Here is a 24,136-nt window from a genome sequence, read left to right as displayed (position 1 = left end):
GCAACGGTATGAGCAATAACAAGAAAAATTCGACGCAACTCGAATAAAATCAATCGAACCAGCTGAGCAGAATAAGAAGTAACAGAGGGGTTGGCCAGTTTGCGCGGCAAAATATCGACGCTCAAGGAAATGGAATATGACAACTATTCGACATGGAAGCGCCATGCACCATGGATTGTTCGGGTAGCTGTTGCCGTAATTCTCTTCTTCGCCAGCGCGATTCTTTTGCTCAATGCGTTTGCACTGACCAATAAAATTGAGAATACCGCACTAGCCGGATTGGCTTTCGGATCGCTCTTAATTTTCTGTGTCGGGCTCTTCTTCCTGCTGACATCGTTCGGAAAGATGCGGCTTGCTTGGCGAGCATTCTGCCGTTCCAAGGGACGCTACTCGAAGGCGGAACAAGTGATCGTCAACGAAAGGGCGGAACTTGCCCGTGCACAGGTCGCAGCCGCTCAGTTGGCGGGTGACCTTTACGACGGAACTTGGCGGTCGCAAAGCCCGCCATGGGACGTTGTCCTAGGCCAGAACGAGCAGGCAATCTGTGCCGCCAACGCCAACTATGCCCGTTTCTACGGTTCTGATGTCACCTTCACGCAGAGTTCGGGCTTCTTGATGGGAAATCCAACCCTGGTCGCTGTTGGCGTTCTGGCTATGGCGTTGGGAAACAAAGCCCGCCGTACTCAGGCTGAAGCTTTGGCGAAAGAGCAATGGCGTGAGCAACAGGAAGTGCTTGCTGTAGTAACGAACCACCGAGTGATCTGCCGACGCCAAGACGGAACCTGGTTGAGTTTCTACTTCAGCGGAGCCACCAGCATGGATATCGACAGCACAACCGGCACGATGATCGTGCAATTCCCGGACACTCAACCACTGATGCTTGGTGGTACCGGCGGTTTGTTTGCTGCTGTTGCCGCGGTCTGGGCCCTACGTGGTCAACAAGGATTGGAAAGGCACCCCGGACTTGCCTACCTGCGTTCTCTGCAACAGAGCCAGATCGCCTAAACAGTAGACAAGCACCAAGGGCCCGGCACTTTCGTGCCGGGCCCTGTTGCTGGTGAGCTGCTAACCGCGCAGCACGACCTCGACTTCTTCCATCTGCTGGCCGGCAGGGTACTGGCCATTGAACAGCTTCGAACCTGCCTCGGTGAGCACCGCCGAGAAGCGGGTCTTGACCAGGCCGAAAGCGTTCGAAACGCTGGTTTCGGTGAGCTCGGCAATGGCAACGCGTTCGCCGGCTTCGTCGATCGTGAGGCTGATGTTCTCGTCATGGTTCACGATGCGCGGTTCAAAGAGATCCAGCTTCATCATGCCGCCGTGCCCGGAGAAGGACACGCGCCCGTTGAACCAGATTTCGTTTTCCGGTACCTCTGCAGCGGGGGAGACGGGGAACGCCAACGCGTTGCCTGCCTGCCATACCCCGTTGGCAGCTTCAATGCGTCCGTCGGCGAGGGAAGAAATATAGCTCACGAACGAGGTTTTCAGACCCCACTCAAGATGCGGCTGGAACGGATCGCCTGCTGGCGCACCACTTCCGGTCATTGTCTTTTCCCTCCACAGGATATCGGCGTGAAAATATGCTGTGGCCAGTATTTCATACTGGAGTTGGATCATGGCGACAGTTCTCTGCCAGCTAATCCAGCGTCATCTTCGGTTCAACTAGTGGACGGTAGGCAGACTGCATTGAGATCTGGGCATCCACGTAGCTGGTGCCGTCGGCAAAGGCGATATCTGCTGTTGCCCACGACCCGTTCCAGTACTTGATCTCCAACGCGGTCGGCGAATATTCCTTCTGGACGTTCGCCTCGAGGTTGCTCATCGCGGTGTTGTAGCCGGTGATGCCCATGACCAGGCAGATGGCCGTTGCCACCACAGCAATACCGGCAGAAATGAACTCGGTGCGGATGGATGCGCGTCGCGCATAAGTCTGCTCCCCGTCACGCAGGCGCGTGAAGCCCTTGCGGCGGATCAGGGCGTGGATGATCAAGGGCAACCCGATCAGCAAGAAGATCACAGAAGCCGCCAGCGACACGAGAGGAAGGCTGAAGTCCACCGGTAGATACTCATCCATGTATTTACCCTACCCATGTCAGCGGATGACTTCTAGGGTTAAATCGCCTTGCCCGGGTTCAAGATGCCCTGTGGATCGAACACCGCGCGCACCCGTCGCTGCAACGCAAGCGAGGTTTCGCCCAGCTCCTGGGCCAGCCAATCCTGCTTGAGCAAACCGATGCCGTGCTCGCCGGTGAGCGTGCCGCCCAGGGACTTGGCGAGGTGGAACATGTCTCCCAGCGCGGCCTTCGGTGCGCCGCTGGTGATGGATTGGCCTTCAGGCACCACGATGATCGGATGCAGGTTGCCATCGGCGGCATGGGCGATAGTGAAGATCGATACTCCGCGTTCATCCTCGATGCGCTGCAGGCCGGCGAAGGCTTCGGCCAAGCGATTGCGCGGCACGCCGATATCGCAGATCGAGGCGGTGCCCAGCAGCTCCATGCTCGGGATCGCCTGGCGCCGGGCTTCGATCAGCGCCTCGGCCTGCTCCTGGTCCGTGGCGATCTCGATGTGCGCGGCCAGCGGGGCGATCGCATCCTGCAGGGCCTGCATTTCCAGCTGCGCGCCGTAGCCGTCGGTCTGCGCGAGCAGCAACGCGCCGCCGCGTGATCCATGGCCGGTTCCGAGCGCCGCATCGATGGCCTTCAAAGTCTTGCCGCACATCAGCTCCAGCACCGAGGGGGCCAGCCGTTCGGCGATCACCGCCGAGGCGGCCTTCGCGGCGGTATCCTCATCGGGGAAGTAGGCGACCAGCGTGGAGGTGTGCTTGGGCTTGGGGCGCAGGCGCAGCAGCGCTTCAACCACAATGCCCAAGGTGCCTTCCGAACCGATCATCAGCGCATTCATGTCATAGCCGGCCACGCCCTTGATGGTCCGCCGCCCGGTACGCAGCAGCTGCCCGTCGGGCAGCACCACCAGCAAGCTGAGTACCGACTCGCGGGTCACCCCGTACTTGGCGCACCACATGCCGCCGGCGTTGGTGGCGATATTGCCGCCGATCGAGCAGATCGCGGTACTGGCAGGATCCGGGGCGTAGAACAGCCCGTGCTCGCCGGCGGCCTGGTTCACCGTCGCATTGAGCACGCCGGGCTGCACTACCGCGGTGGCTTCCACCGGATCGATTTCCAGGATCTTGTCCATTCGGGACAAGTCGAGCACGATCTGCCCGGCCTCGGCGCTGGCCCCTGCCGCCAGCCCGGTGCCGGCCCCGCGCGGGACGATCGTGGCGCCATGCTTGTGGGCCAACTGCATCGCCAGCACCACATCATCGATGTCCTGCGCGAAGATCACCCCGTCGGCAAAGGTCGGGGGCACATAGCCGGAGCGGTCCACGCTGGCCTGCTTGCGGTCCTGCTCATCGAGCGAGGCCCGGGGATGGGCGCATAGCACTGGACTGGTCGCCACGGTAGTCATCTCGATCTCCTTTGAATGCAGAACTGGCAGGACAGCTGAGCTGTCCTGCCAGATCGGTGCTATTGAACGAACGTGTCGGCGACGGCCAAGGCCTGCTCGAGGCGATCCAGTGCTTCGATCAGCACGTCGTCCTCGATATTCATCGCCGGCACCACATGCAGCCGGTTGAAGTTCGCGAAGGGCAGCAGCCCTGCGGCCTTCGCGGCGGCAACCACCTGGTTCATCTCCGGGCTGCTGCCTCCATAGGCGGCCAGCGGCTCGCGGGTTTCCCGGTTCTTCACCAGCTCGATCGCCCAGAACACGCCGGTTCCGCGCACTTCGCCCACGCTCGGGTGCTCGGCGGCGAACTGCGCCAGGCGCGGCCCGATGATTTCCTCGCCCAAGCGCTGGGCGTTCTCCACCATGGCCTCGTCCTCCATCGCGGTGATGGTGGCTACCGCCGCCGCGCAGGCCAGCGGGTGGCCCGAATAGGTCAACCCGCCCGGGTAGACCCGCTCGCGGAAGGTCTCGAAGATTTCCGGGCTGATCGCCACCCCGCCCAGCGGCACGTAGCCGGAATTCACGCCCTTGGCGAAGGCCAGCAGGTCCGGCACCACCGCGGCATGGTCCACTGCGAACCATTGCCCGCTGCGCCCGAATCCGGCCATCACCTCATCGGCGATGTACACGATGCCGTGCTTCTTAGTCAGCTCGCGCACGCCCTGCAGGTACCCCGGAGGCGGCAGGTAGATGCCGGCGGTACCCGGAATGCTCTCCAGGATGATCGCGGCAATGGTGCCGGGGCCTTCGAGCAGGATCGTGTCCTCCAGGTGCTTCAGCGCCCGGGCCGTCTCCTCCTCGGGAGTGCTCGAATTGAAGTAGGAGCGGTACGGGTAGGCCGGGAAGAAGCGCACCACCCCATCGGTTCCGTGGTCCGAGGCGAAGCGCCGCGGATCCCCGGTGAGGTTCACCGCCAGGTGTGTGCCGCCGTGGTAGGAACGGTACGCGGAGAGCACCTTGTGCTTGCCGGTATGCAGCCGCGCCATGCGCACCGCATGCTCCACCGCATCGGCACCGCCATTGGTGAAGAAGATCTTGTCCAGCTGCCCGGGGGTGTGCTTGGCGATCAGCCGGGCCGCCTCAGAGCGCGCATCATTCACATGCTGCGGGGCGATGGTGGCCAGCTTGCCGGCCTGCTCCTGGATTGCGGCGATCACCTTGGGGTGCTGGTGCCCGATGTTCGTGTTCACCAGCTGGCTGGAGAGGTCGATCAGCGCGTTGCCCTCGCCGTCCCATACCCAGGAGCCTTCGGCCTTCAGGATGGTCATCGGGGCGAACGGCCCCTGGGCCTGCCAGGAGTGGAAGACGTGCTTGCGGTCCAGCTCGTAGGCACGCTTCCCAGCGGCGATATCCGCTGCGGAAACGCCCTGCGTCAGTGGCTGTGCCAGTGGTTCAGTCATGGGTATCAGTCATTCTGCGGGAAGCCGAGGTTGATGCCGCCGTGGCTGGGATCCAGCCAGCGCTTGGTGATCACCTTGTTGCGGGTGAAGAACTTGAAGCCCTCCGGGCCGTAGGCGTGCTGGTCGCCGAACAGCGAGGCCTTCCAGCCGCCGAAGGAGTGGTAGCCCACCGGTACCGGGATCGGCACGTTGACCCCGACCATGCCCACCTGGATCTCGTCCTCGAAGCGGCGGGCCGCGCCGCCGTCGTTGGTGAAGATCGCGGTGCCATTGCCGTACGGCGAGGAATTGATCAGCTCGATGCCCTCGTTGAAGCTCTCCACGCGCACCACCGAGAGCACCGGACCGAAGATCTCCTCGGTGTAGATGGACATGTCCGTGCCTACACGGTCGAACATCGTCGGGTGCAGGAAGAAGCCCTCGCCATCGGCGTCCACGGTGCCGGTGCGGCCATCGAGCACCAGGTCCGCGCCGGCGTCGATGCCGGCCTCGATGTATCCGGCCACCTTCGCCTTGTGCTCGCCGGTGATCAGCGGGCCCATGTCGCAGCCGCGGGTGCCATCGCCCACGCGCAGCGTCTTGGCGCGTTCGGCGATCTTGGCCACCAGCTCATCGGCAATGGTGTCGATCGCGACGACCACGGAGATCGCCATGCAGCGCTCGCCGGCCGCGCCGAAGCCTGCGTTGACCGCCATGTCGGCGGCCAGGTCCAGGTCGGCATCCGGAAGCACCAGCATGTGGTTCTTCGCGCCGCCAAAGGCCTGCACCCGCTTGTTGTGCGCGGTGCCGGTGGAGTAGACGTACTGCGCGATCGGGGTGGAACCCACGAAGGACACGGAGTTCACGCGCGGATCGGTCAGCAGGGTGTCCACCGCCTCCTTGTCGCCGTGCACCACGTTCAGCACGCCCTCGGGCAGGCCGGCCTCGGTGAACAGCTCGGCCAACCAGTTGGCGGCCGACGGGTCCTTCTCCGATGGCTTGAGCACCACCGCGTTGCCGGCGGCGATCGCTACCGGGAAGAACCACAGCGGCACCATGGCCGGGAAGTTGAAGGGGGAGATGATGGCCGAGACGCCGACCGGCTGGCGCATGGACTGCACGTCGATGCCGGTGGAGGCGTTCTGCGAGAACTCGCCCTTGAGCAGGTAGGGGGCGTTGCAGCACAGCTCGACGACTTCCAGACCGCGGGCCACTTCGCCCAGCGCGTCGTCCAGCACCTTGCCGTGCTCGGCGGTGATGATCGCGGCCAGCTCGCCCTTGCGCTCGGCCAGCAGCTGGCGGAAGTTGAACATGATCGCGGTGCGGCGGGCCAGCGAGGTGTCGCGCCACTTCGGGAAAGCCTCGGCGGCTGCGGCGATCGCATGCTCGGTGGTGGCCTTGGAGGCCAGCGCAACCTGGCGGGTGACCTCGCCGGTGGCGGGGTTGTAGATCTTGCCGGTGCGGTCATCGGCGGAGTAATTGGCGTTGTTGATCCAGTGCTGCAGGGTGCCGGTCAGCGTTGCGGTCATCGTATCGGCCTTTCGAAGTTGGGTGCCTGCCTTCATCATGGGTCATGGATGTGAGAGACAACACCATCACTGTGTCATGATTTAAGCACTAGTGCTGACGGAGTGTAAAAATGCTGACGGTAGACGAGGTACTGCACCTGCCGGTGGTCCAGGCCGCCGACCCCCAGGTGCTCTGCGGAACAGGGATGGACGCGCCGCTTCGCTGGGTGCACGTGACCGAATCCACCGAGAACATCGACCTGCTGCTGGGCCGCGAGCTGATCCTCACGACCCTGCGCAACGTGAGCGACGTGCGCGCCTTCATCACCGCGCTGCGCGAGGCCGGGGCCGTCGGGGTCATCATCGAGGACCTTTCCGGCGCACCGCTGGACGTCGCCGACCTGGGCCTGCCGGTCATCGCCCTGCGCACCACCACCCGCTTCGTGTCCATCACCGAGGTCATCCACCAGAAACTCGTCGCCGAGCAGCTCGAGGCCGTCCAGTTCTCCCGCACGGTGCACGAAATCTACACCGGGCTCTCGCTGACCGAGGCCGACGAAGCGCAGATCGTGGACCGCACCGCGCAGCTGCTCTCGGCCCCCGTGGTCCTGGAAGATGTCCGCCACCACGTGCTCGCCCAGTCCGGCGCGCAACTGGAACACTGGATCACCCGTTCGCGCTTCGTCGGGTTCCTGGAGCACACTGGACGCGCCACCGGCACCGAGAACTGGCTGCAGACCCCGGTCGGCGCGGTCCGCAGCCGCTGGGGGCGGCTGATCGTCCCGGCCATCCTGGAGGACGACGACCGCGCGGCCCTGGTGCTGGAACGGGCCGGCCAGGCGCTGACCATCGCCCGCCTGTCCGGGCGCGACCAGCGCGAGCTGCTCTACCAGGCGCGCACCTCCACGCTGCACGAACTGCAGGCCGGGCACAGCTACAGCGACAAGGACATCGCCATCCGCACCCAGGCCCTGGGCCTGGCCGCCGCCCCCTACTATGTCCCGGTGGTCATCTCCCTGGCAGGTTCCGGCACGCCGACCGAAACCCAGCTGGCCGACCGCGCCCTGCTCGAAGTGCTCGACCAGCTGGCCGACACCCTGCACCTGGGCATCCTGGCCGGCTCGCTCAAGCCCGGGTACCTGGGGCTGATCCTGCCGCTGCGCGCCCGCGAACTGCTGGACTCCACCCTGCAGGGCTTCACCCGCCGGCTGGCCGAGCAGCTCACCGCGCCGGTGGCCATCGGCGTGGGGCCCGAAGGCACCCTGGCCACCAGCATCGCCGGGCTGGAGGAAGCCGCGCAGGTCGCGCAGATCGTCCCGCACCTGCCCACCCGCGCCCAGCCCTACAACCGCTTCGCCGACCTGCGCCTGCGCGGGGTGCTCTCGGCCATGGGCAGCGACCCGAAGCTGCGCACCTTCGCGCTGGCCGAGCTCTCCGGCCTGCTCAACCCGCTCGACCTTCCCGCCCTTGACCTGCTCGATCTCTACCTGGCCCACGGCGGGAACAAAACCGCGCTGGCCAAGGCCGGCTACCTCTCGCGGCCCACCCTCTACTCCCGGCTGGCCAAGCTCGAAGCCAAGCTCGGGGTGCAGCTGGACTCCGCCGAGTCCCGCGCCTCGCTGCAGGTGGCGCTGCTCTGGTACCGCATGCACGGCTGAGCTATCCACACTTGGCTCCCGGTCCGAAAACCCCGCAGGACGCCGCAGGCATCATGGGGGCATGAGCACAGAACAGGCACAGGCGCTGAAGGACCTGGCCGACGCGGAAGAACTCATCGCATCGGCCACCGCGGTCCTTGCCGGCGGGCCATTGAGCCCCGGCCACGCGGCCTGCTTTGCGCAGCTTGCTGACAAGCTCGCCCGCCGCCAGAGCCGCACCCAGCTGCACGCCGCCCATGCGCTGCGCCGCACCGGTGCCCATAAGCTCGACCAGGAATCCTTCCAGGCCGTCACCGAGGCAGGCGAGCACCCGAGCCTCGCCGCGTTCCAGGTGGCCGCCGGGCGCACCACCACTGCCCGCACGCATTTCAAGAACACGGCCGGGCTGCTGCACGGCTGGCTGGACATCCCGCGCAGCACGGTCCGCGACCGGCTGGCCCTGGTGGATTGCTTGCTGGGCGGTGTCGACGAGGCAGGGCAACCGCTGCCCGCCTGGTTGCCGGAACTGGCCGGGCAATTCGCCGACCCCGACGTGGATCCCCGGCTGGTGTCCTCGGCCGCGCTGAAACTGCATTCGGCCCGCAAGGACTTCGGCGAAGGCCAGGCCGGGCAGGCCAAGAAGGACCAGCTGCAAGCCGAATCGGCCGCCTTCATCCGCAGCGAACCCAAGGCCGCCCGCAGGCACATCAACGCACTGGTGGCGCAGGTGAAGTCCGGCCAGCGCCCGTTGCAGGCCCTGCTGGATGGGATCGGGATCTTCAAGAAGGGCATGCGCCAGGGCCTGGTCGAATACGTCCTGCGCGTCCTGCCCGCCCATGCGGCGATGATCGAAGCGTATTTCAACGCGCTGGACAACCCGGCCACCGTGGCCGGGAACCGCGAAGCCCTGGCGCACGCCGAGGCGCAGTTCACCGGTGCCCAGGGCAGCGGCTGGGATGATGAGGAATCGATGCCCGACTGGGCCAAAGACGGGGAACCTGCCGGATCGGCACCCGAGGGATCCGCCGAACCTGAAGAACCCGAAGAACCTGACAAACCTGACGAACCTGGAGAACCCGAGGAACCTGACGAACCCGAAGAACCTGAAGAGCCCGAGGAACCTGCCGGCCCGGCCGCCACCCAGTTCGAGGAGCTCAAGCCAGAACGACGCCGGCTCGTAGGATTCCTGGCCTTGCTGATGACCGACCGCAACCAGAGCGGTTCGCCAGGGAAACAACCCGGGTTGGCGGTACCGCAGGTGAGCATCATCCTGGATTACGAGAAGATGAGACGCGACGGCAAGGAATTCGCGGTCACTTCCACCGGGATCCAGCTATCCCCGGGCGAAACCAGAGCGGCATTGTGCACGGCCGGAATCTATCCGCTGGTGCTGAACGGCCAGAGCCTTCCCCTGGACCTGGGCCGCACCCAGCGGCTGTATAGCAAGGCGCAGGGCCGCGCCATCCGGGCGGCCTATCGAGGGTGCCTGTATCCGGGATGCAGCATGCCCGCCGAACGATGCGAACTGGATCATCTCGACGCGTGGGAAAAGGGCGGCAACACGGACATCGAGTCCGCGGCCTTGGGATGCATGATCCACCATATCGGCAGGCATTGCGGGTTGTTCCACGCGGTGAAGATCCCTGGATGCCGGCCGATGGCCCTGCTGTCCAAGGAACTCGACCCGCAGCAGAAACTCCGGGTGAACACCTACTGGATGACCCCGCAGGAAGCCCTGGCGGCCGATGCCCTCGCCGAGCGCATGACCGCGAAGTGGCGTGCCGGGGAACTGGACATCGAGATCGTGGAGCCCTAGTCATCCTCCGGGTAGGGCCACCGCACGTCTTTGCGAACTCCATCGGACCACTGGGCGATCCACTCTCCGGTGCCTTCGGAAACATCGCGGACCCCTGCCTCCAGCCACTGGAACTTCCCGTCCAGCAGGTCCGCGGCGATCCGTCCATCGGTACGGGTGGTGTTCTTCCAGAGCCTGTCGAAATGCTCCTCGCAGCGTTGCGCGGCCTGTTCGCAGAAGGCCAGGGCAAGATCCTGCGCCGAGTTGCGCTGGCCAGCCGGGGACTGCGGCAGCGCGGTGGTCTTGGCGATCACCGCGGACATGGCGAACAGCTCCGCGCCGATATCCACGATATGGCCCAGGAAGACCTGCTGCTTTTCCAGCCCGGCCTGCCAGCGCGCCATCCCGGCGAACGTCTGGCGTGCCAGCCGCCGCGAGGTCCGCTCCACATAGCGCAGGTGCTTGGCCAATGGGCCGTGCTCGGCATAGGAGTTCGGAAGCGAGCCTGCGCCCATCGCAAGCTTGGGCAGCCACCGGGCATAGAACCCCGAGGCATCCACCGCCGCTCGGGCCTTGTCCTGGATGCTCGACCCGGCGCGCGCCAGGTCCCCGGCCGCCTGCAGGTGCGCATCCACGGCCTCGCGGGCAATCAGCAGGTGCATGATTTCGGTGGAGCCTTCGAAGATGCGGTTGATCCGCAGGTCGCGCAGCATCTGTTCGACCGGCACCGCCCGCTCGCCGCGCGCTGCCTGCGACTGCGCGGTCTCGAATCCGCGCCCGCCGCGGATCTGCAGCAGCTCATCGGCGATCGTGCAGGCGGTCTCCGAAGCCCAGAGCTTGGCCAGCGCCGCCTCGATGCGAATATCCTTCATGCCGGCATCGGCCAGCCGGGCGGACACCTCGAACACCGCTTCCAGCGCATAGCTGCTGGCCGCGATGCAGGCGAGCTTGCCGGCGACGGCTTGGTGCTTGCCGACCGGGTGGCCCCACTGCACGCGGGCCGCGGACCATTCACGGGCGATCTTCGTGGACCATTTGCCGGCCCCGGCGCACATGGCCGGGATGGACAAGCGCCCGGTGTTCAGGGTGCTCAGCGCGATCTTCAGCCCCGAGCCTTCCTTGCCCAGGCGGTTGGCCGCCGGCACGCGCACCGAGCGGAACCGGGTCACCCCGTTCTCGATTCCGCGCAGGCCCATGAACTGGTTGCGGTTCTCGACGGTGATGCCCGCGGTATCGGCCTCGACGATGAAGGCGGTGATTCCGCCGCGACCTGCAGGCTCTTGGCCGAGGGCCTCATGCGGCTGCACCGCGGCCATCACCACGAGCAGCTCGGAGACCACCCCGTTGGTGGTCCACAGCTTCGCGCCATCCAGGATGTAGTGGCTGCCGTCGTGACTGAGCCGGGCTTCGGTGCCCAACCGTGCAGGGTCGGAACCGACATCGTTCTCGGTTAGCAGGAAGGCGCTGATGGCTCCTGCCGCGCAGCGCGGCAGGTACTCGCGTTTTTGCTCCTCGGTGCCGAAGGACTTCACCGGTTCGGGGACGCCGATGGACTGGTGGGCCGAGAGCAGCGCGCCGATGGCCGGGGAAACCACGCCGACGCGCATCAGCGCCCGGCCGTAGTCCAGCAGGCTCAGCCCCAGTCCGCCGTATTCGACCGGGATCTTCATGCCGAAGGCGCCGATGCGGCGAAGCTGGGCAATATATTCGCCGGGGATGCGCGCCTGGGCTTCGATGCGCTCCGGGTCGATGCCATCGAGGACCGCTTCGAGCTGCGGCAGGAATTCCTGTCCGCGTTCTGGATGCAGGGCGCTGGGCAATGGTTCGATCAGGGAGAAGTCCACGGCCCCCATGTACAGGCCCTTGGCGAAGCTGGGCCGGTCGAACTGCTCGCGGGACTCCTCGGCGACTTGCCTGGATTTGTCGGCGTTGATTTGCATGGCGATCCCCTTTGGCTCGGCGATCGGCCGCGGCTCCATCGCCTGGTGGCACCAGCGTAGCTGCCAAACCCCGGGGTTGCTAGAGCGCGTGCAGGTGGCCGCGGGTCGCCTGGCCGGCGTCGTGCAGGTTCTCTCCTTCGAGCAGCACGAACGCCTGCCCGAAGGTCAGCTCATGGATCTGCGATGCGGTTTGCCCTAATTCGCGGGCGATCCGTGCGGTGCTGGCCCGATGGTCGCGCTGCAGGGAGGGGAAGACCAGGGAGAAGACCCGGGAGACCAGCTGCTGGTGTTCCTGGGCCGGTTCCAGCGCCAGCTCTTGGGACAACCACTGGTAGGCGCCTTCGCCCAGCAAGCCGCGGGCACGCGAATGCGCGAGGATCACCTGGGCCGGCGTACCGAACTGCTCTTCGAGTGCCAGCAGCTGCGGGATCTGCAGGGAATCGGAGACCCGAACCTGCAGGGACAGGGAGGGCAGGAGCAAGCGTGCCGCGAATTCGTCGGCCTCGCGTTCCGCGGCGGCCACCTGTTCGCGGTTCTCGCCCAGCGAGGAGTGCATCAGCAGATGCCCCAGCTCGTGGGCCATCGCCAGGCGCTGTGCATTGCGGCTGCCGGCGGCCAGGAAGATGAAGGCCTGCCCGTCTTCCCAGAAGCTGAAGGTCTTGACCGCTTCGAGCGAGGCCGGCAGGCTCAGCACCCGCACCCCGCGGGCTTCGAGCAGATGCAGCAGATCGGGCAACGCGCCGCATCCCAGATCCCATTCGGTGCGCAGATGCGCGGCGGCATCTTCCGGGGTGAAGCCGCACAGCTCGGGGATCCCGGTGTGCGGGAGTCGGAAGTTCCGCGTGATCAGGTTGTAGAGTTCCACGCCGTTGCGGCCCAGCGCGGCCGCGGCGACTTTCTGCGCGGTGCTGGTGCGGCGCGGGGAGCGGAAGAAGATCCGTTCGGTGTCGACGCCCTGGGCCGCGGGAAGCCGGAAGAACTGCGGCGCGCAGCCCAGCGCATCGGCCAGCGCAAGGGAAAGATCCTCGGGAGCATGGGCGAGTTCGCGCTCGCAAATACCCAGCGAGGCGGCCAAGGCGGACCGGCTCAGCGCTGCACGTTCGCGTGCCAACCTGATTCTGGTCGGTTCCAAAGTCATGAGGTTCCTGCAATCTTCCAAAAGGCGATCTTGATCGTCTAATGACCTCAGACTAGTGGCCTATGCCACAAAGCACCAATTGCGTGCAGCTTCGTGAAGTAACACGCTCTGACTTGCGAAAAGGCTCGCAGGCGGTGCCTGCGAGCCTTCGTGGCGCTAGATCTTGCTGGCCGCTTCCTTCAGCACGGTGCGCAGGATGGATTCGATCTGGTCGAACTCCGGCTGCCCGATCGTGATGGGCGGAGCCAGCTGGATGACCGGGTCGCCGCGATCGTCGGCGCGGCAATACAGTCCCGCCTCCCACAGGGCCGGGGAGAGGTACCCGCGCAGCAGGCGTTCGGACTCCGCGTCGCTGAAGGTCTCCTTGGTCGCCTTGTCCTTGACCAGCTCGATCCCGTAGAAGTAGCCGGCGCCGCGCACATCGCCAACGATGTCCAGATCGGTGAGCTTGGACAGCGTGGATTTGAACGCGTCGGCATTGTTCTTGACGTTCTCGTTCAATCCTTCCCGCTCGAAGATGTCCAGGTTCGCCATCGCCACCGCGGCTGCCACCGGATGCCCGCCAAAGGTGTAGCCGTGGTAGAAGGTGGTATCGCCCTTGGTGAAAGGCTCGAACAGCTTGTCGGAAACGACCATCACGCCCAGCGGGACATAGCCGCTGGTCAGCGCCTTTGCCGAGGTGATGATGTCCGGGACGTAGCCGAAGTCGTTGCAGGCGAACATCGAGCCGATGCGGCCGAACGCGCAGATGGTTTCGTCGGAAACCAGCAGCACGTCGTATTCGTCGCAGATCTCGCGGACCCGGTCGAAGTACCCCGGTGGTGGCGGGAAGCAGCCGCCGGAGTTCTGCACCGGTTCCAGGAAGACCGCCGCCACGGTGTCGGCGCCTTCGAATTCGATGGCTTCGCGGATGCGCTCCGCGGCCCACAGCCCGAAGTCCTTCTCGTTGTCCGCGAACATCTGCGGTGCGCGGTAGAAGTTGGTGTTCGGCACGCGGAAGGTGCCGGGGACCAAGGGCTCGAACGGGGTCTTCATATCCGGCAGCGAGGTGATGGCCAAGGCTCCCTGAGGGGTGCCGTGGTAGGCCAGGGCGCGCGAAATGACCTTGGTTTTGCCCGGCTTGCCCTTCATCTTGAAATGCTGCTTGGCCAGCTTGAAGGCGGATTCGACCGCCTCGCCGCCGCCGGTGGTGAAGAAGACGCGGTTCAAGTCGCCCGGTGCATAGCTGGCCAGGCGCTCAGCCAGGTCGATCGCCGGTTCGTGGGCGTAGGACCACAGCGGCATGAAGGCCAGCTTCTCGGCCTGCTTGGCCATGGCTTCGGCCAATTCGGCGCGCCCGTGCCCCGCGTTGACCACGAACAGCCCGGCCAAGCCGTCGATGTATTCGCGCCCGGCATCGTCGTAGATCTTGTGCCCCTCGCCGCGCGAGATGATCGGAACGTGCGCGCCGTTGGAAATTCCGGAGTGCCGGGCCATGTGCATCCAAAGGTGATCGCGAGCGGCTTGCTGGCGATCGGTACCACGTGGTGTGTTCATCGTGTTCCCCAGTTGTATTCCTGTTTTTTGAGTGAAAGGTAGGTGTACGTATTGGTGCTGACCACGCCTTCGAGCCCGCGGATCGTTCCGATCACGCGCAGCAGGTCCTCATCGTTCGAGCAGATGACCTCCGCGAGGATGTCCGAGCTGCCGGCGGTGACCACGCAGTAGTCGACCTCCGGAAGTTCGGCGATCCGGTCGGCGGTGCCGCTGATGTCGCTGGCGGCGACGACGCCGATCATGGCCTGGCGGGTGAATCCCAATTCCAGCGGGTTGGTGACTGCGACGATTTGCACGACGCGGCTCTCGACCAGCTTCTGCACGCGCTGGCGCACAGCCGCTTCGCTCAGGCCCACTGCCTTGCCGATGGCGGCATAGGAGCGCCGGCCATCTTCCTGCAGCTGCTCGATGATCTCCTTGGAAATTTCATCAATGGCCTGTGCCGTATGCGAGGGCAGCGTCATATCGACCTCCTAGGTCTAAGGGACTTTCCACAGACCCTACCGTCACTGATTCAGTTGCGAAAGGGGTATTTTTGAAAGTTTTCAGTTTTCGTAACGTAATTTTTACAAGGAAACTTGCGTTCGGGTCTTGTTGGACTTGTGCATTGCTGGCAGGATGAACGACAACACTTTCATGTGTGGCCGATCACATTCGTCGTTAGGATTCCAGCCATGTCGCACTCGCAACGCCGACTTCCGCAAGACCCCCAAGTCCGCGCACTGGTCCAGGCCATGAGCCAGCGCAGCTACTCCCGCCGCGGCGTGCTTTCCACGGCCGGCGCATTGGGCCTGACCGGGCTGCTCGCAGCCTGCGGCACCGGAGGAAGCAGCACCAAAGCCGCACCGTCGATCGAGGACATTTCCGCAAACGACCCCACCGTGAACTGGGCCAACTGGACCCTGTACCTGGATTACGACGACGAGAAGAAGACCTACCCGACACTGGATGCGTTCACCAAGCAGACCGGCATCAAGGTGAACTACCGCGAGGATATCGACGGCAACGACACCTACTACGGCAAGGTGCAGGGCCAGCTCAAGGCAGGCCAGGACATCGGCCAGGACGTCATCACGATGACCGACTGGATGGCCGGCCGCATGATCCGCCAGGGCTACGCCCAGGAGCTGGACCTGGCGAACATCCCCAACTCGGCCAACCTGCTGCCCAACCTGAAGGACGTGGACTTCGACCCGGGACGCAAGCACTCGCTGACCTGGCAGTCCGGCTACGCCGGCATCGCCTGGAATAAGAAGGCATTCCCCAAGGGCCTGAAATCCGTCGAGGACCTCTGGGATCCAAAGCTCAAGGGCCGTATCACCGTGCTCGATGAAATGCGCGACACCATCGGCCTGCTGATGCTGCACAACGGCGTGGACATCGCCGGCCAATGGGGCGAAAGCGAATTCGGCGCCGCTGCCGACGTGCTGCGCGAGAACATCGGCAATGGCCAGATCCGCCAGGTCAAGGGCAACTCCTACAAGGAGGACTTCGTCTCGGGCGATGCGATCGCCGGCATCGTCTGGTCCGGCGATATCGTGCAGATGAACTTCGAGAACGATGACCAGTGGGAGTTCGTGATCCCCGAGGCCGGCGGCACCCTGTGGAGCGACAACCTGATGGTCCCGGTGGCCTCGCCACGCAAGGCCAACTCCGAGAAGCTCATGGACTTCTACTACGACCCGGCCGTGGCCGCGCAGGTCGCAGCCTACGTGAACTTCATCTGCCCGGTGGTCGGCGCCCAGGAAGAAATGGAAAAGATCGACCCGGACCTGGTCGGCAACCCGCTGATCTTCCCGACCGATGAGGATCTGGCCAAGGCACATGTCTTCCGCTCGCTGGAAGCGGATGAAGAGACCGCGTTGAACTCTGAATTCCAGAGTGCAATCGGCGCCTAGAAAGCGGGGAACACCATGACTCGCCAACGAGCCATCAACTGCCAGCGCCTGCCCAAGGGCCACGGTTCGGGCCCGGCCCGCGCCAGGGACGTCGTCAACCGGGCAACCTCCGCACGTGCTGTACCGGCAGCAGAAACCGATTTCCACAACCAGTTCCAGGAAGTGATAGGGGCATGACAACCTTGGCAACGCGTACCGAAACCACTGCCACCGGCGCGGATCTGCACCTCTCGGGCATCACCAAGCGCTTTTCCAGCTTCGTGGCGGTCAAGGACCTGGATTTGGTGGTCCCTTCGGGCACCTTCTTCGCCCTGCTAGGACCCTCCGGTTGCGGCAAGTCGACCACCCTGCGCATGATCGCGGGCCTTGAGGCCCCCAGCGAGGGCAGCATCTCGATCGGCGGCCAGGACGTCACCGCGCTGGCCAGCCACCAGCGTCCGGTGAACACCGTGTTCCAGTCCTATGCGCTGTTCCCGCACATGAGCGTGCTGGAAAACGTGGCCTTCGGGCTCAAGCGCAAGAAGGACAAGCAGGCGATGGAGAAAGCCAGGGCCGGGCTGGACCTGGTGGAGCTCGGGCACCTTGCCAATCGCAAGCCGATCCAGCTCTCCGGCGGGCAGCAGCAGCGCGTGGCCCTGGCCCGGGCGCTGGTCAATCGCCCGCAGGTGCTGCTGCTCGATGAGCCCCTCGGGGCACTTGACATGAAGCTGCGCCGCCAAATGCAGCTGGAGCTGAAGAACATCCAGACCGAAGTCGGCCTGACCTTCATCCACGTCACCCACGACCAGGAAGAGGCCATGACCATGGCCGACGTGGTCGCCGTGATGAACGGCGGACGGATCGAGCAGATGGGCCCGCCGCGCGAACTCTACGAATTGCCCAAGACCGCGTTCGTCGCGAACTTCCTGGGCAAGTCGAACCTGATGCGCGGCACGGTCACCGGCAATGACGCCGGCATGCTCAGCGTCATGGTCAACGGCCAAGCCATCTTGCTGCCGGCCGACCGCGCCGTGCAGGCATCAGGGGAGGTGGTCGTCGGGGTGCGCCCGGAGAAGATCACGATCTCGCGCGATGGCTATGCGGGAGAGAACCGCTTGTCCGGCACCGTGGTCGACGTGTCCTTCACCGGCACCACCACCGAGTACCTGGTCGAGGTGGACGGGATCGGCACGCTCGGGACCTTCGCGCAGAATCGCGGCCAGCAGCCTGCTGCCGAAGGCGACACCGTGTACCTGTCCTGGGAAGCGCAGCATTCCTTCGGACTGGCCGGTGCCGAGCACGAGGATGCCGGAGTTGACCAGCCATGACGGTCATGACCAAGAAGGGCATCGTCGACCTGCGCAGCCCCGAGGAGATCCGGGCGGAGCGGCGCAAGGGCCGCACCGGCGTCTACCTGATCGCCCCGGGCATGCTGGTGCTCGCCCTGTTCTTCGCGCTTCCGGTGGTAGTCCTGCTGGCAATGAGCCTGTACGTGAAACCCGAGGGCGGGGAAATCGGCGAATTCGTGCCGGGTTTCGAAATCGGCAACTACGCCACGGTGCTCGCCGCCTACTGGCCCGAGCTGCTGCGCTCCTTCGGGTTCGCGCTGATCGCCACCGTCCTGGCCTTGCTCATCGGCTTCCCGATGGCCTACCTGGTGGCAGTCCGCTTGCGCGAGAAGACGCTGCTGCAGGGCATCTTGCTGGTGCTGCTGATCGCCCCGTTCTTCTCCAGCTTCATTCTGCGCACCCAGGCCTGGAAGCAGATACTGGCCGATGAGGGGTTCATCGCCCAAACGCTGAAATTCCTGGCGATCCTGCCAGCCGACGGGCACCTGACTGCCACGCCGTTCGCGGTCGTCGCGGGCCTGACCTATAACTTCCTGCCGTTCATGGTGCTGCCGATCTACGCTAACCTGGGCCGGCTGGACACCCGCCTGCTCGAGGCCTCGGGGGATCTGTATGCCAGCCCGGTGACCTCATTCTTCAAGGTGACGCTGCCGATGAGCGCCCCGGGCGTCTTCGCCGGCACCCTGCTGACGTTCATCCCGGCCGCCGGCGACTACGTGAACGCGGCCCTGCTGGGCAATAACCGCAATACTACGATGATCGGCCAGATCATCGATTCCAGATTCTTCAAGGTCATCGATTACCCGGGCGCCTCGGCGTTGAGCTTCGTGCTGATGGTCTCGATCCTGGTCCTGGTCACGATCTATATCCGCCGCTTCGGGACCAAGGAGCTGATGTAGCATGAAGCAGAAAATCGGACGCTGGTTCATCCCCGCTGTCGGCGGGCTGGCTTTCATCTACCTCCTGGTCCCGATCGCGTACATCTTCGTGTTCTCCTTCAACGATGCCGGCCGCACCAACCTGGACTGGCGCGGCTTCACCCTGGAGAACTGGCAGAACCCCTGCGGCGCTCCGGCGGTCTGCGAATCGCTGGCGCACTCGCTGCAGGTCGGCACGGTGGCCACGATTGCCGCCACCGCCTTGGGCACGCTGATCGCCATCGGCCTGGTCCGCTACAAGTTCCGGTTCCGCAAGCTCACCGATGTGCTGATCATTTTGCCGTTGGCTACTCCGGAGGTCGTGCTCGGCGCTTCTCTGCTGGCACAGTTCCTGAACCTCGGTTGGGAACTGGGCTACGCCACCATCGTGATCGCCCACATTGTGTTCTGCATGTCCTTCGTGATCGTCACCGTCAGGGCTCGTGTCTCCTCGCTGGATCCGCGATTGGAAGAAGCGGCCGCCGATCTCTACGCCTCGCCGCGGGCGGCCTTCTGGAAGGTGACGTTCCCGCTGCTGCTGCCAGGCATTGTGGCCGCCGCGCTGTTGTCCTTCGCGATGAGTTTTGATGATTTCATCATCACGAATTTCAACTCCGGCACCTTCCAGACCTTCCCGAAGTTCATCTATGTGGCAGCTACCCGCGGCATCCCGGCCCAGGCGAATGTCATTGGTTCGGCGATGTTCATCCTTGCCCTGCTCGTGGTGGTCATCGGACAGGTGATCAGCTACCGGAAGAAGAAACAGCTGGAGAATTCCTAGGTTCCAAAGGCCCGCGCTCTTCAGCGCGGGCCTTTGGCTTGCCAGCTGGTCAAAAAGCAGGGATCGTCACTAGCGTGAGCGGTACCCAGCTCGCTCCTTGCACCCTCTGGGACCTGCACGTTGTTGGACTGGCGCTAGGCCTCCGGCCGCATGCTGCTCTTGCGGTGATTTGCAGGACCATTGCCTGCAGGATGCAGCCGCGCCCAAAGGCCATTAGGGTGGCTGGCGGAACGAAATATTGGCAGAGAGCCGAAATGCGGGCATCTGACATATAGTAAATACTTAGCTTTACAATATATGGTCTACAGGTTGATACCTTGCTGGCCTGTAGGTGCAGGTCTATGAACGATTGGAAACTTCATGAGCGATAAGCCAGTTTGGCTCTCCGGGCCTGAACGCGACGCCTGGCTTGGACTGCATGCTGTCATGACTTTGCTTCCGGCGGCCTTGGATTCCGATCTGCAGGGCCTGGAAGGCATCACGCTTTTCGACTACCACATGCTCGCCATGCTCTCCGAGGCCAAGGACCATCAGCTGACCATGACGACGCTGGCTTCGCACACCAGTGCTTCGCTTTCGCGACTGTCGCATGTGGTCAAGAAGCTGGAGAAGCGCGGCTGGGTCACCCGCGAGCAGTCCGCAGAAGATGCCCGTGTGAAAATCGCCTCATTAACGCAGGCCGGATGGGAAGCCGTGCAGCAGATGGCGCCTCACCACGTTGCCTCGGTGCGCGGTCTTCTCTTCGATACCCTTGATGACAAGGACGTTAACGATCTCACGCGGATCGCACGCAAAATTACAACTTCGCTTGATGCGGATCATTGGATCCTGAATTCGGAAAACCTCGATTTGGAACACTGAGGAATTCTCGATAAGCTAATCAGGCGTTAATCGCGTGTGTTGTTATGCCGTCTAACAGCAGAACAACTGCGCGTTGCCCGTAATACCGAATATCGTGGCCGACTGAGTACGGGGAAATTGCTCGACCGGTTGCGAAGTTCACCGACTTACATACTTTAAGGCTCTTCGGTTGGTTCTCACCCAGCCTGGTTACCTTCCTAGTGTGCAGTATTAACGGTGTTTCACTGGTTGGCGGGACTCATAACGCAGAAGCGGTGTCGATATTTTGGTATGGGCACTGTGCGCGAGTACCGCCGAATTTTACTACTAACTAACTGAGGAGTGATCATGGCAGCTGTTTGCCAGGTAACCGGTACTACTCCGGCCTTCGGACATAGCATCTCCCACTCGCACCGTCGCAACAAGCGTCGTTTCGATCCGAACATCCAGAAGAAGACCTACTACGTGCCTTCCCTGCGCCGTAAGGTGACCCTGACCCTGTCGGTCAAGGGCATCAAGGTCATCGATGCTCGCGGTATCGACGCTGTAATTGCTGACCTGATTGCGAAGGGTGTGAAGCTCTAAAAATGGCAAAGAAGGATAAGGACGTACGTCCGATCATCAAGCTGAAGTCCACCGCTGGAACCGGTTTCACTTACGTAACCCGTAAGAACCGTCGTAACAACCCTGACCGCATGGTCATGAAGAAGTACGACCCAGTCGTCCGTAAGCACGTTGAATTCCGAGAGGAGCGCTAAGACATGGCCAAGAAGTCCAAGATCGCAAAGAACGAACAGCGCAAGGTCATTGTCGAGCGTTACGCTGCAAAGCGTCTCGAATTGAAGAAGACCCTGGTTGATCCAAACGCAACCGACGAAGCTCGCGAAGCTGCACGCGTAGGCCTGCAGAAGCTTCCACGCGATGCTTCCCCGATCCGCGTTCGCAACCGCGACGCAATCGACGGTCGCCCACGTGGCACCTTCCAGAAGTTCGGTATCTCCCGTGTTCGCTTCCGCGACATGGCACACCGTGGTGAGCTTCCGGGCATCACCAAGTCTTCCTGGTAAGACCTGCAAGTCTTTTGACTTAGCAAGCCGCCTTCCCTTTTGGGAAGGCGGCTTCGCCTTTTAACGCCGCCACCACCGGCGTTTCACCGGTGCCTTCTCTGCCACCGGTGCAGGTTCTGCCGCCCGGCGTTCCTGCCAACCAAGCACCTCTGCGGTGGAATCGCGCAAAGCGGTGATCACCGGCGGGCCGCCAAGCAGCTGCCGCCGCGCCTCGATAATGCGGGCATTGAAATCCTCGATATGCTCACGCACGGCCCGCTCGGAGAGCAAGCGGTCCAAGGTCTGCTCCATCTGCTCATCTTCCACGCGCAAGGTCAGGGCCGGTGGGCCCAGCCCGGTAAGCTGCTCTCGGCGCATCATGGACTTCAGCCACCAGTCGGGATCGTCATTGCTGGTGATATGGTCGATCTTCTGGCCCGAGAGGGCAAGATTGTCGAAGTCCCCGCGGGCGAAAGCCTCATCGAGCACGGAGTTGGCCACTTCCCATGCCTCGTCCTCGGCATGCAGCTGCAGCGGCGTCTTCTGCTTCTCGACGGGAGCCATCCCGGTGGCCTGCGCATACTCGTCCACCGGCAACGGCTCGCTGTCCTGCTTCATCTTGTACCGGGCCGCATTCAGTGCGGCATCCTCGCTGTGCTCCATCTTCCAATGATCCCACCGTGTGCCTGAGCCCGGCAACGGCACTGGGACTTTCCGAAGCAATTGATGGAGGAGCTGGGAAGATAAAATCATTCCCTTCGGGTTCGGGCGCCTCGCCAAGGATTCAGTGCCCAGCAAGCGGCTGCGAGGTGGCTGGAGATCGCTATAAGCGGCCATGTCCCACCCGCAATCGAGCATTTTCCCTGTAGTAGCGTGTATTCCATGAAGCCAGCGACGCGCTATCCGAGACCCGCAACTGACATCTACGCGAACCGGCAGCGGTGGGCGCCGCTGGGCCAAGGCAAGACCGTTGTGGTGACCGGCGCGAATAGCGGCCTTGGCTTCTTCGCGAGCCTCGGCTTGGCGCGAGCCGGTGCGCAAGTCATCCTGGCCTGCCGCAACCAGAGCCGTGCGGAGCATGCCATGGAGCAGATCCGGCTGCGCGTACCGGCGGCTAGCGTGGAATTCATGCAGTTCGACTCCTCGCGCATGGAATCCGCAATGGGACTGGCAGCTGAACTGCGCAATCGGCCATTGGATGCGCTGATCGCCAATGCCGGGGTCATCCGGGCGCCGCAGAGCCGCGTCGAGGGCCTGCTGGGCCATGAGCTGACCATGAGCACGAATTTCATCGGGCATGCGCGGCTAGTCGGCGAGCTGGCCGAACGCTTCGCCCAGCCGCTGCGGTTCATCGGGCTGGGATCGATGTCCACCCGGATGCTGGCTACCGATCCGCAAAACCTGGCCTTGACCCGCGACTACCATCCATACCGTGCCTATGCGCAGTCCAAGGCGGCAGTGCAAGCCTTCACCTTGGCCCTGGACCACCGGCTGCGCCAGCTGGAACTGCCGGCTCGCGCGCTGGCCATCCACCCGGGGTATTCGCTTTCCGGGCTGACCCCGCAGGTGCCCAACATCAACGAACCGGACTTTGCCAAGCGGCTGATTGGCCAATTGCAGTCCAGTTTCGCGCAGGGCAAACATGAAGGTGCGGTGGCATTGGTCGAAGCGGCATTGGCGCCGGAACTCGAAGACGCGCCCCGAGGCAGCTACTTGGGGCCGAAATACCTCACGAAGGGTCCAACGGCACTGGCCAGCCCGGCGAAAGCGACCCGCGGCAAGGAGCTGCAAAGCAAAGCCTGGGAACTTTTCGTGGAGGCAAACGAAGGCCTCGATCCGTTCGCGCTGTAGGTCCCGGGTGAACTTTCACACCCTTGATTTGGCGAAAATTCAGCAGAATCCGCAAGATGATGCACTTTTTGTCGCTTTCAGCTGGTAAGTTCAACTCTTGATAAGTCCGTGCGACCGTGCGGCGTTCGGGGCCCGGAAGAGGGCTTTGGATCACTAGTCCAGGAGGACCATACATTGGCTATGAACCGTAGCGAACTTGTTGCTGCTGTTGCAGCGAAGACCGAAAACTCCCAGGTTGCCGTTAATGGTGTTCTGGATGCAGTCTTCGAGGTTTTCGTCGACCAGATTTCCAAGGGTGAGAAGGTGTCGATCCCAGGTTGGTTGGCTGTAGAGCGCACCGATCGTGCAGCTCGCACCGGCCGCAACCCACAGACCGGTGAAGCAATCCAGATTCCTGCTGGCCACTCGGTCAAGCTGACCGCTGGGTCGAAGCTGAAGGCTGCTGTAGCCAAGAAGTAAGCTTCCGCTAGAGCTTTGCGCAAGGCCCGCTGTCCGTTCCCGGATTGGCGGGCCTTGCGGCGTTAAGGAACGTTGCAAAAGCCTTCATTGAACCCAAAAATGCTGCCGTTGAGCCAAGAAATCTGCAATTAGTTGAAAAAATCCCGGTTTTCCGCCTGTTTTCCGCAGTTCTGGGGCGAAACGTTTGATATGTTCTCACTGGTAAGTCCGTGCGACCGTGCGGCGTTCGGGGCCCGGAAGAGGGCTTTGGATCACTAGTCCAGGAGGACCATACATTGGCTATGAACCGTAGCGAACTTGTTGCTGCTGTTGCAGCGAAGACCGAAAACTCCCAGGTTGCCGTTAATGGTGTTCTGGATGCAGTCTTCGAGGTTTTCGTCGACCAGATTTCCAAGGGTGAGAAGGTGTCGATCCCAGGTTGGTTGGCTGTAGAGCGCACCGATCGTGCAGCTCGCACCGGCCGCAACCCACAGACCGGTGAAGCAATCCAGATTCCTGCTGGCCACTCGGTCAAGCTGACCGCTGGGTCGAAGCTGAAGGCTGCTGTAGCCAAGAAGTAAGCTTCCGCTAGAGCTT

At 63.4% G+C, this 24,136-nt stretch carries 25 protein-coding genes; 15 read left to right on the top strand and 10 right to left on the bottom strand.

Annotated features, from left to right (window positions below; translation table 11 throughout):
• Positions 1-90: 90 nt before the first annotated feature.
• Entirely contained in the window at positions 91-1,005 is a 915-nt protein-coding gene (locus ACFVHU_RS15335; protein WP_388025183.1) for a hypothetical protein, read from the top strand.
• 60 nt (positions 1,006-1,065) lie between these two features.
• Here the strand turns inward: ACFVHU_RS15335 and ACFVHU_RS15330 are convergent, their stop codons facing one another.
• The 5 genes from ACFVHU_RS15330 to ACFVHU_RS15310 all read right to left on the bottom strand — a co-directional run bounded on the left by ACFVHU_RS15330 (position 1,066) and on the right by ACFVHU_RS15310 (position 6,415).
• On the bottom strand, positions 1,066-1,542 hold the full coding sequence (locus tag ACFVHU_RS15330; protein WP_286134134.1) for an HtaA domain-containing protein: 477 nt from the start codon (positions 1,540-1,542) through the stop codon (positions 1,066-1,068).
• Between the two features lie 91 nt (positions 1,543-1,633).
• Positions 1,634-2,071 carry a hypothetical protein gene (locus tag ACFVHU_RS15325; RefSeq protein WP_388025181.1) on the bottom strand — a complete coding sequence of 146 codons (438 nt, stop codon included), beginning with the start codon at positions 2,069-2,071 and terminating at the stop codon, positions 1,634-1,636.
• Between the two features lie 38 nt (positions 2,072-2,109).
• A complete protein-coding gene (locus ACFVHU_RS15320) occupies positions 2,110-3,468 on the bottom strand; it encodes an FAD-binding oxidoreductase (protein WP_388025180.1) in 1,359 nt (452 codons plus the stop codon).
• 59 nt (positions 3,469-3,527) lie between these two features.
• Positions 3,528-4,907: an aspartate aminotransferase family protein gene (locus ACFVHU_RS15315; protein WP_388025178.1), complete on the bottom strand. Its 1,380-nt coding sequence runs from the start codon at positions 4,905-4,907 to the stop codon at positions 3,528-3,530.
• A 5-nt stretch (positions 4,908-4,912) separates the two neighbouring features.
• The gene (locus tag ACFVHU_RS15310) at positions 4,913-6,415 is read right to left on the bottom strand and encodes a CoA-acylating methylmalonate-semialdehyde dehydrogenase (RefSeq protein WP_388025176.1); all 1,503 of its coding nucleotides are present in this window, start codon (positions 6,413-6,415) and stop codon (positions 4,913-4,915) included.
• Between the two features lie 110 nt (positions 6,416-6,525).
• Here ACFVHU_RS15310 and ACFVHU_RS15305 point away from each other — a divergent pair, with 110 nt between their 5' ends.
• Both ACFVHU_RS15305 and ACFVHU_RS15300 read left to right on the top strand, forming a co-directional pair.
• Complete coding sequence (locus ACFVHU_RS15305; protein WP_388025175.1) at positions 6,526-8,052, top strand: PucR family transcriptional regulator; 1,527 nt, start codon at positions 6,526-6,528, stop codon at positions 8,050-8,052.
• Between the two features lie 61 nt (positions 8,053-8,113).
• A complete protein-coding gene (locus ACFVHU_RS15300; RefSeq protein WP_388025173.1) occupies positions 8,114-9,847 on the top strand; it encodes an HNH endonuclease signature motif containing protein in 1,734 nt (577 codons plus the stop codon).
• Here the strand turns inward: ACFVHU_RS15300 and ACFVHU_RS15295 are convergent.
• The 4 genes from ACFVHU_RS15295 to ACFVHU_RS15280 all read right to left on the bottom strand — a co-directional run bounded on the left by ACFVHU_RS15295 (position 9,844) and on the right by ACFVHU_RS15280 (position 14,904).
• Entirely contained in the window at positions 9,844-11,766 is a 1,923-nt protein-coding gene (locus ACFVHU_RS15295) for an acyl-CoA dehydrogenase family protein (protein ID WP_388025171.1), read from the bottom strand. The two genes, ACFVHU_RS15300 and ACFVHU_RS15295, sit on opposite strands and share 4 nt — an antisense overlap.
• A gap of 79 nt (positions 11,767-11,845) precedes the next feature.
• Positions 11,846-12,904: an ImmA/IrrE family metallo-endopeptidase gene (locus ACFVHU_RS15290; protein WP_388025169.1), complete on the bottom strand. Its 1,059-nt coding sequence runs from the start codon at positions 12,902-12,904 to the stop codon at positions 11,846-11,848.
• Between the two features lie 156 nt (positions 12,905-13,060).
• The gene (locus tag ACFVHU_RS15285) at positions 13,061-14,440 is read right to left on the bottom strand and encodes an aspartate aminotransferase family protein (protein WP_105657045.1); all 1,380 of its coding nucleotides are present in this window, start codon (positions 14,438-14,440) and stop codon (positions 13,061-13,063) included.
• Positions 14,437-14,904 (bottom strand): Lrp/AsnC family transcriptional regulator, encoded by a 468-nt coding sequence (locus ACFVHU_RS15280; protein ID WP_105657044.1) that lies wholly within the window; start codon positions 14,902-14,904, stop codon positions 14,437-14,439. Before ACFVHU_RS15280 ends, ACFVHU_RS15285 begins: the two co-directional genes overlap by 4 nt.
• Before the next feature lie 210 nt (positions 14,905-15,114).
• Between ACFVHU_RS15280 and ACFVHU_RS15275 the strand changes: the two genes are divergently transcribed.
• The 9 genes from ACFVHU_RS15275 to rpsN all read left to right on the top strand — a co-directional run bounded on the left by ACFVHU_RS15275 (position 15,115) and on the right by rpsN (position 21,271).
• Positions 15,115-16,338 (top strand): spermidine/putrescine ABC transporter substrate-binding protein, encoded by a 1,224-nt coding sequence (locus ACFVHU_RS15275; protein ID WP_332485884.1) that lies wholly within the window; start codon positions 15,115-15,117, stop codon positions 16,336-16,338.
• A gap of 15 nt (positions 16,339-16,353) precedes the next feature.
• The gene (locus ACFVHU_RS15270; protein WP_166650709.1) at positions 16,354-16,515 is read left to right on the top strand and encodes a hypothetical protein; all 162 of its coding nucleotides are present in this window, start codon (positions 16,354-16,356) and stop codon (positions 16,513-16,515) included.
• Entirely contained in the window at positions 16,512-17,645 is a 1,134-nt protein-coding gene (locus ACFVHU_RS15265; protein WP_332730596.1) for an ABC transporter ATP-binding protein, read from the top strand. Before ACFVHU_RS15270 ends, ACFVHU_RS15265 begins: the two co-directional genes overlap by 4 nt.
• Positions 17,642-18,565 (top strand): ABC transporter permease, encoded by a 924-nt coding sequence (locus ACFVHU_RS15260; protein WP_133833538.1) that lies wholly within the window; start codon positions 17,642-17,644, stop codon positions 18,563-18,565. The genes ACFVHU_RS15265 and ACFVHU_RS15260 overlap by 4 nt, the downstream gene beginning before the upstream one ends.
• A 1-nt stretch (position 18,566) precedes the next feature.
• A complete protein-coding gene (locus tag ACFVHU_RS15255) occupies positions 18,567-19,364 on the top strand; it encodes an ABC transporter permease (protein WP_105657040.1) in 798 nt (265 codons plus the stop codon).
• 360 nt (positions 19,365-19,724) lie between these two features.
• Positions 19,725-20,225, top strand: coding sequence for a MarR family winged helix-turn-helix transcriptional regulator (locus tag ACFVHU_RS15250; RefSeq protein ID WP_105657039.1), 501 nt, complete (start codon positions 19,725-19,727; stop codon positions 20,223-20,225).
• A gap of 327 nt (positions 20,226-20,552) precedes the next feature.
• The gene (rpmB, locus tag ACFVHU_RS15245; RefSeq protein ID WP_013349911.1) at positions 20,553-20,789 is read left to right on the top strand and encodes a 50S ribosomal protein L28; all 237 of its coding nucleotides are present in this window, start codon (positions 20,553-20,555) and stop codon (positions 20,787-20,789) included.
• A 2-nt stretch (positions 20,790-20,791) separates the two neighbouring features.
• Positions 20,792-20,962 (top strand): 50S ribosomal protein L33, encoded by a 171-nt coding sequence (rpmG, locus tag ACFVHU_RS15240; RefSeq protein WP_013349910.1) that lies wholly within the window; start codon positions 20,792-20,794, stop codon positions 20,960-20,962.
• Positions 20,963-20,965: 3 nt separating this feature from the next.
• Positions 20,966-21,271 carry a 30S ribosomal protein S14 gene (rpsN, locus tag ACFVHU_RS15235; protein WP_013349909.1) on the top strand — a complete coding sequence of 102 codons (306 nt, stop codon included), beginning with the start codon at positions 20,966-20,968 and terminating at the stop codon, positions 21,269-21,271.
• Positions 21,272-21,331: 60 nt separating this feature from the next.
• Here rpsN and ACFVHU_RS15230 read toward each other — a convergent pair whose 3' ends face one another.
• Positions 21,332-21,913 carry a DUF1992 domain-containing protein gene (locus ACFVHU_RS15230; protein WP_388025164.1) on the bottom strand — a complete coding sequence of 194 codons (582 nt, stop codon included), beginning with the start codon at positions 21,911-21,913 and terminating at the stop codon, positions 21,332-21,334.
• A gap of 219 nt (positions 21,914-22,132) precedes the next feature.
• Here ACFVHU_RS15230 and ACFVHU_RS15225 point away from each other — a divergent pair, with 219 nt between their 5' ends.
• From ACFVHU_RS15225 to ACFVHU_RS15215, 3 genes are all read left to right on the top strand, one after another.
• Positions 22,133-23,101 carry an SDR family NAD(P)-dependent oxidoreductase gene (locus ACFVHU_RS15225; RefSeq protein ID WP_105657037.1) on the top strand — a complete coding sequence of 323 codons (969 nt, stop codon included), beginning with the start codon at positions 22,133-22,135 and terminating at the stop codon, positions 23,099-23,101.
• A gap of 174 nt (positions 23,102-23,275) precedes the next feature.
• The gene (locus ACFVHU_RS15220; RefSeq protein WP_013349906.1) at positions 23,276-23,560 is read left to right on the top strand and encodes an HU family DNA-binding protein; all 285 of its coding nucleotides are present in this window, start codon (positions 23,276-23,278) and stop codon (positions 23,558-23,560) included.
• A gap of 275 nt (positions 23,561-23,835) precedes the next feature.
• The gene (locus tag ACFVHU_RS15215) at positions 23,836-24,120 is read left to right on the top strand and encodes an HU family DNA-binding protein (RefSeq protein WP_013349906.1); all 285 of its coding nucleotides are present in this window, start codon (positions 23,836-23,838) and stop codon (positions 24,118-24,120) included.
• The last annotated feature ends 16 nt before the right edge of the window (positions 24,121-24,136 follow it).

The organism is Glutamicibacter sp. NPDC127525, assembly GCF_042672105.1.
In the GTDB taxonomy this organism is placed as follows: Bacteria; Actinomycetota; Actinomycetes; order Actinomycetales; family Micrococcaceae; genus Glutamicibacter.
The sequence above is the reverse complement of the archived record's forward strand: the minus strand, read 5'-3'. Positions and strand labels throughout refer to the sequence as shown.

What these genes read in the sequence shown, in the direction of transcription:
- ACFVHU_RS15280 (WP_105657044.1), bottom strand. Translation starts at nt 14,904, where the DNA reads ATGACGCTGCCCTCGCATACGGCACAGGCCATTGATGAAATTTCCAAG.
- ACFVHU_RS15230 (WP_388025164.1), bottom strand. Translation starts at nt 21,913, where the DNA reads ATGGAGCACAGCGAGGATGCCGCACTGAATGCGGCCCGGTACAAGATG.
- ACFVHU_RS15285 (WP_105657045.1), bottom strand. Translation starts at nt 14,440, where the DNA reads ATGAACACACCACGTGGTACCGATCGCCAGCAAGCCGCTCGCGATCAC.
- ACFVHU_RS15260 (WP_133833538.1), top strand. Translation starts at nt 17,642, where the DNA reads ATGACGGTCATGACCAAGAAGGGCATCGTCGACCTGCGCAGCCCCGAG.
- ACFVHU_RS15300 (WP_388025173.1), top strand. Translation starts at nt 8,114, where the DNA reads ATGAGCACAGAACAGGCACAGGCGCTGAAGGACCTGGCCGACGCGGAA.
- ACFVHU_RS15305 (WP_388025175.1), top strand. Translation starts at nt 6,526, where the DNA reads ATGCTGACGGTAGACGAGGTACTGCACCTGCCGGTGGTCCAGGCCGCC.
- ACFVHU_RS15275 (WP_332485884.1), top strand. Translation starts at nt 15,115, where the DNA reads ATGTCGCACTCGCAACGCCGACTTCCGCAAGACCCCCAAGTCCGCGCA.
- rpsN (WP_013349909.1), top strand. Translation starts at nt 20,966, where the DNA reads ATGGCCAAGAAGTCCAAGATCGCAAAGAACGAACAGCGCAAGGTCATT.
- ACFVHU_RS15325 (WP_388025181.1), bottom strand. Translation starts at nt 2,071, where the DNA reads ATGGATGAGTATCTACCGGTGGACTTCAGCCTTCCTCTCGTGTCGCTG.
- rpmG (WP_013349910.1), top strand. Translation starts at nt 20,792, where the DNA reads ATGGCAAAGAAGGATAAGGACGTACGTCCGATCATCAAGCTGAAGTCC.
- ACFVHU_RS15320 (WP_388025180.1), bottom strand. Translation starts at nt 3,468, where the DNA reads ATGACTACCGTGGCGACCAGTCCAGTGCTATGCGCCCATCCCCGGGCC.
- ACFVHU_RS15330 (WP_286134134.1), bottom strand. Translation starts at nt 1,542, where the DNA reads ATGACCGGAAGTGGTGCGCCAGCAGGCGATCCGTTCCAGCCGCATCTT.
- ACFVHU_RS15310 (WP_388025176.1), bottom strand. Translation starts at nt 6,415, where the DNA reads ATGACCGCAACGCTGACCGGCACCCTGCAGCACTGGATCAACAACGCC.
- ACFVHU_RS15225 (WP_105657037.1), top strand. Translation starts at nt 22,133, where the DNA reads ATGAAGCCAGCGACGCGCTATCCGAGACCCGCAACTGACATCTACGCG.
- ACFVHU_RS15290 (WP_388025169.1), bottom strand. Translation starts at nt 12,904, where the DNA reads ATGACTTTGGAACCGACCAGAATCAGGTTGGCACGCGAACGTGCAGCG.
- ACFVHU_RS15265 (WP_332730596.1), top strand. Translation starts at nt 16,512, where the DNA reads ATGACAACCTTGGCAACGCGTACCGAAACCACTGCCACCGGCGCGGAT.
- ACFVHU_RS15250 (WP_105657039.1), top strand. Translation starts at nt 19,725, where the DNA reads ATGAGCGATAAGCCAGTTTGGCTCTCCGGGCCTGAACGCGACGCCTGG.
- ACFVHU_RS15295 (WP_388025171.1), bottom strand. Translation starts at nt 11,766, where the DNA reads ATGCAAATCAACGCCGACAAATCCAGGCAAGTCGCCGAGGAGTCCCGC.
- ACFVHU_RS15270 (WP_166650709.1), top strand. Translation starts at nt 16,354, where the DNA reads ATGACTCGCCAACGAGCCATCAACTGCCAGCGCCTGCCCAAGGGCCAC.
- rpmB (WP_013349911.1), top strand. Translation starts at nt 20,553, where the DNA reads ATGGCAGCTGTTTGCCAGGTAACCGGTACTACTCCGGCCTTCGGACAT.
- ACFVHU_RS15315 (WP_388025178.1), bottom strand. Translation starts at nt 4,907, where the DNA reads ATGACTGAACCACTGGCACAGCCACTGACGCAGGGCGTTTCCGCAGCG.
- ACFVHU_RS15255 (WP_105657040.1), top strand. Translation starts at nt 18,567, where the DNA reads ATGAAGCAGAAAATCGGACGCTGGTTCATCCCCGCTGTCGGCGGGCTG.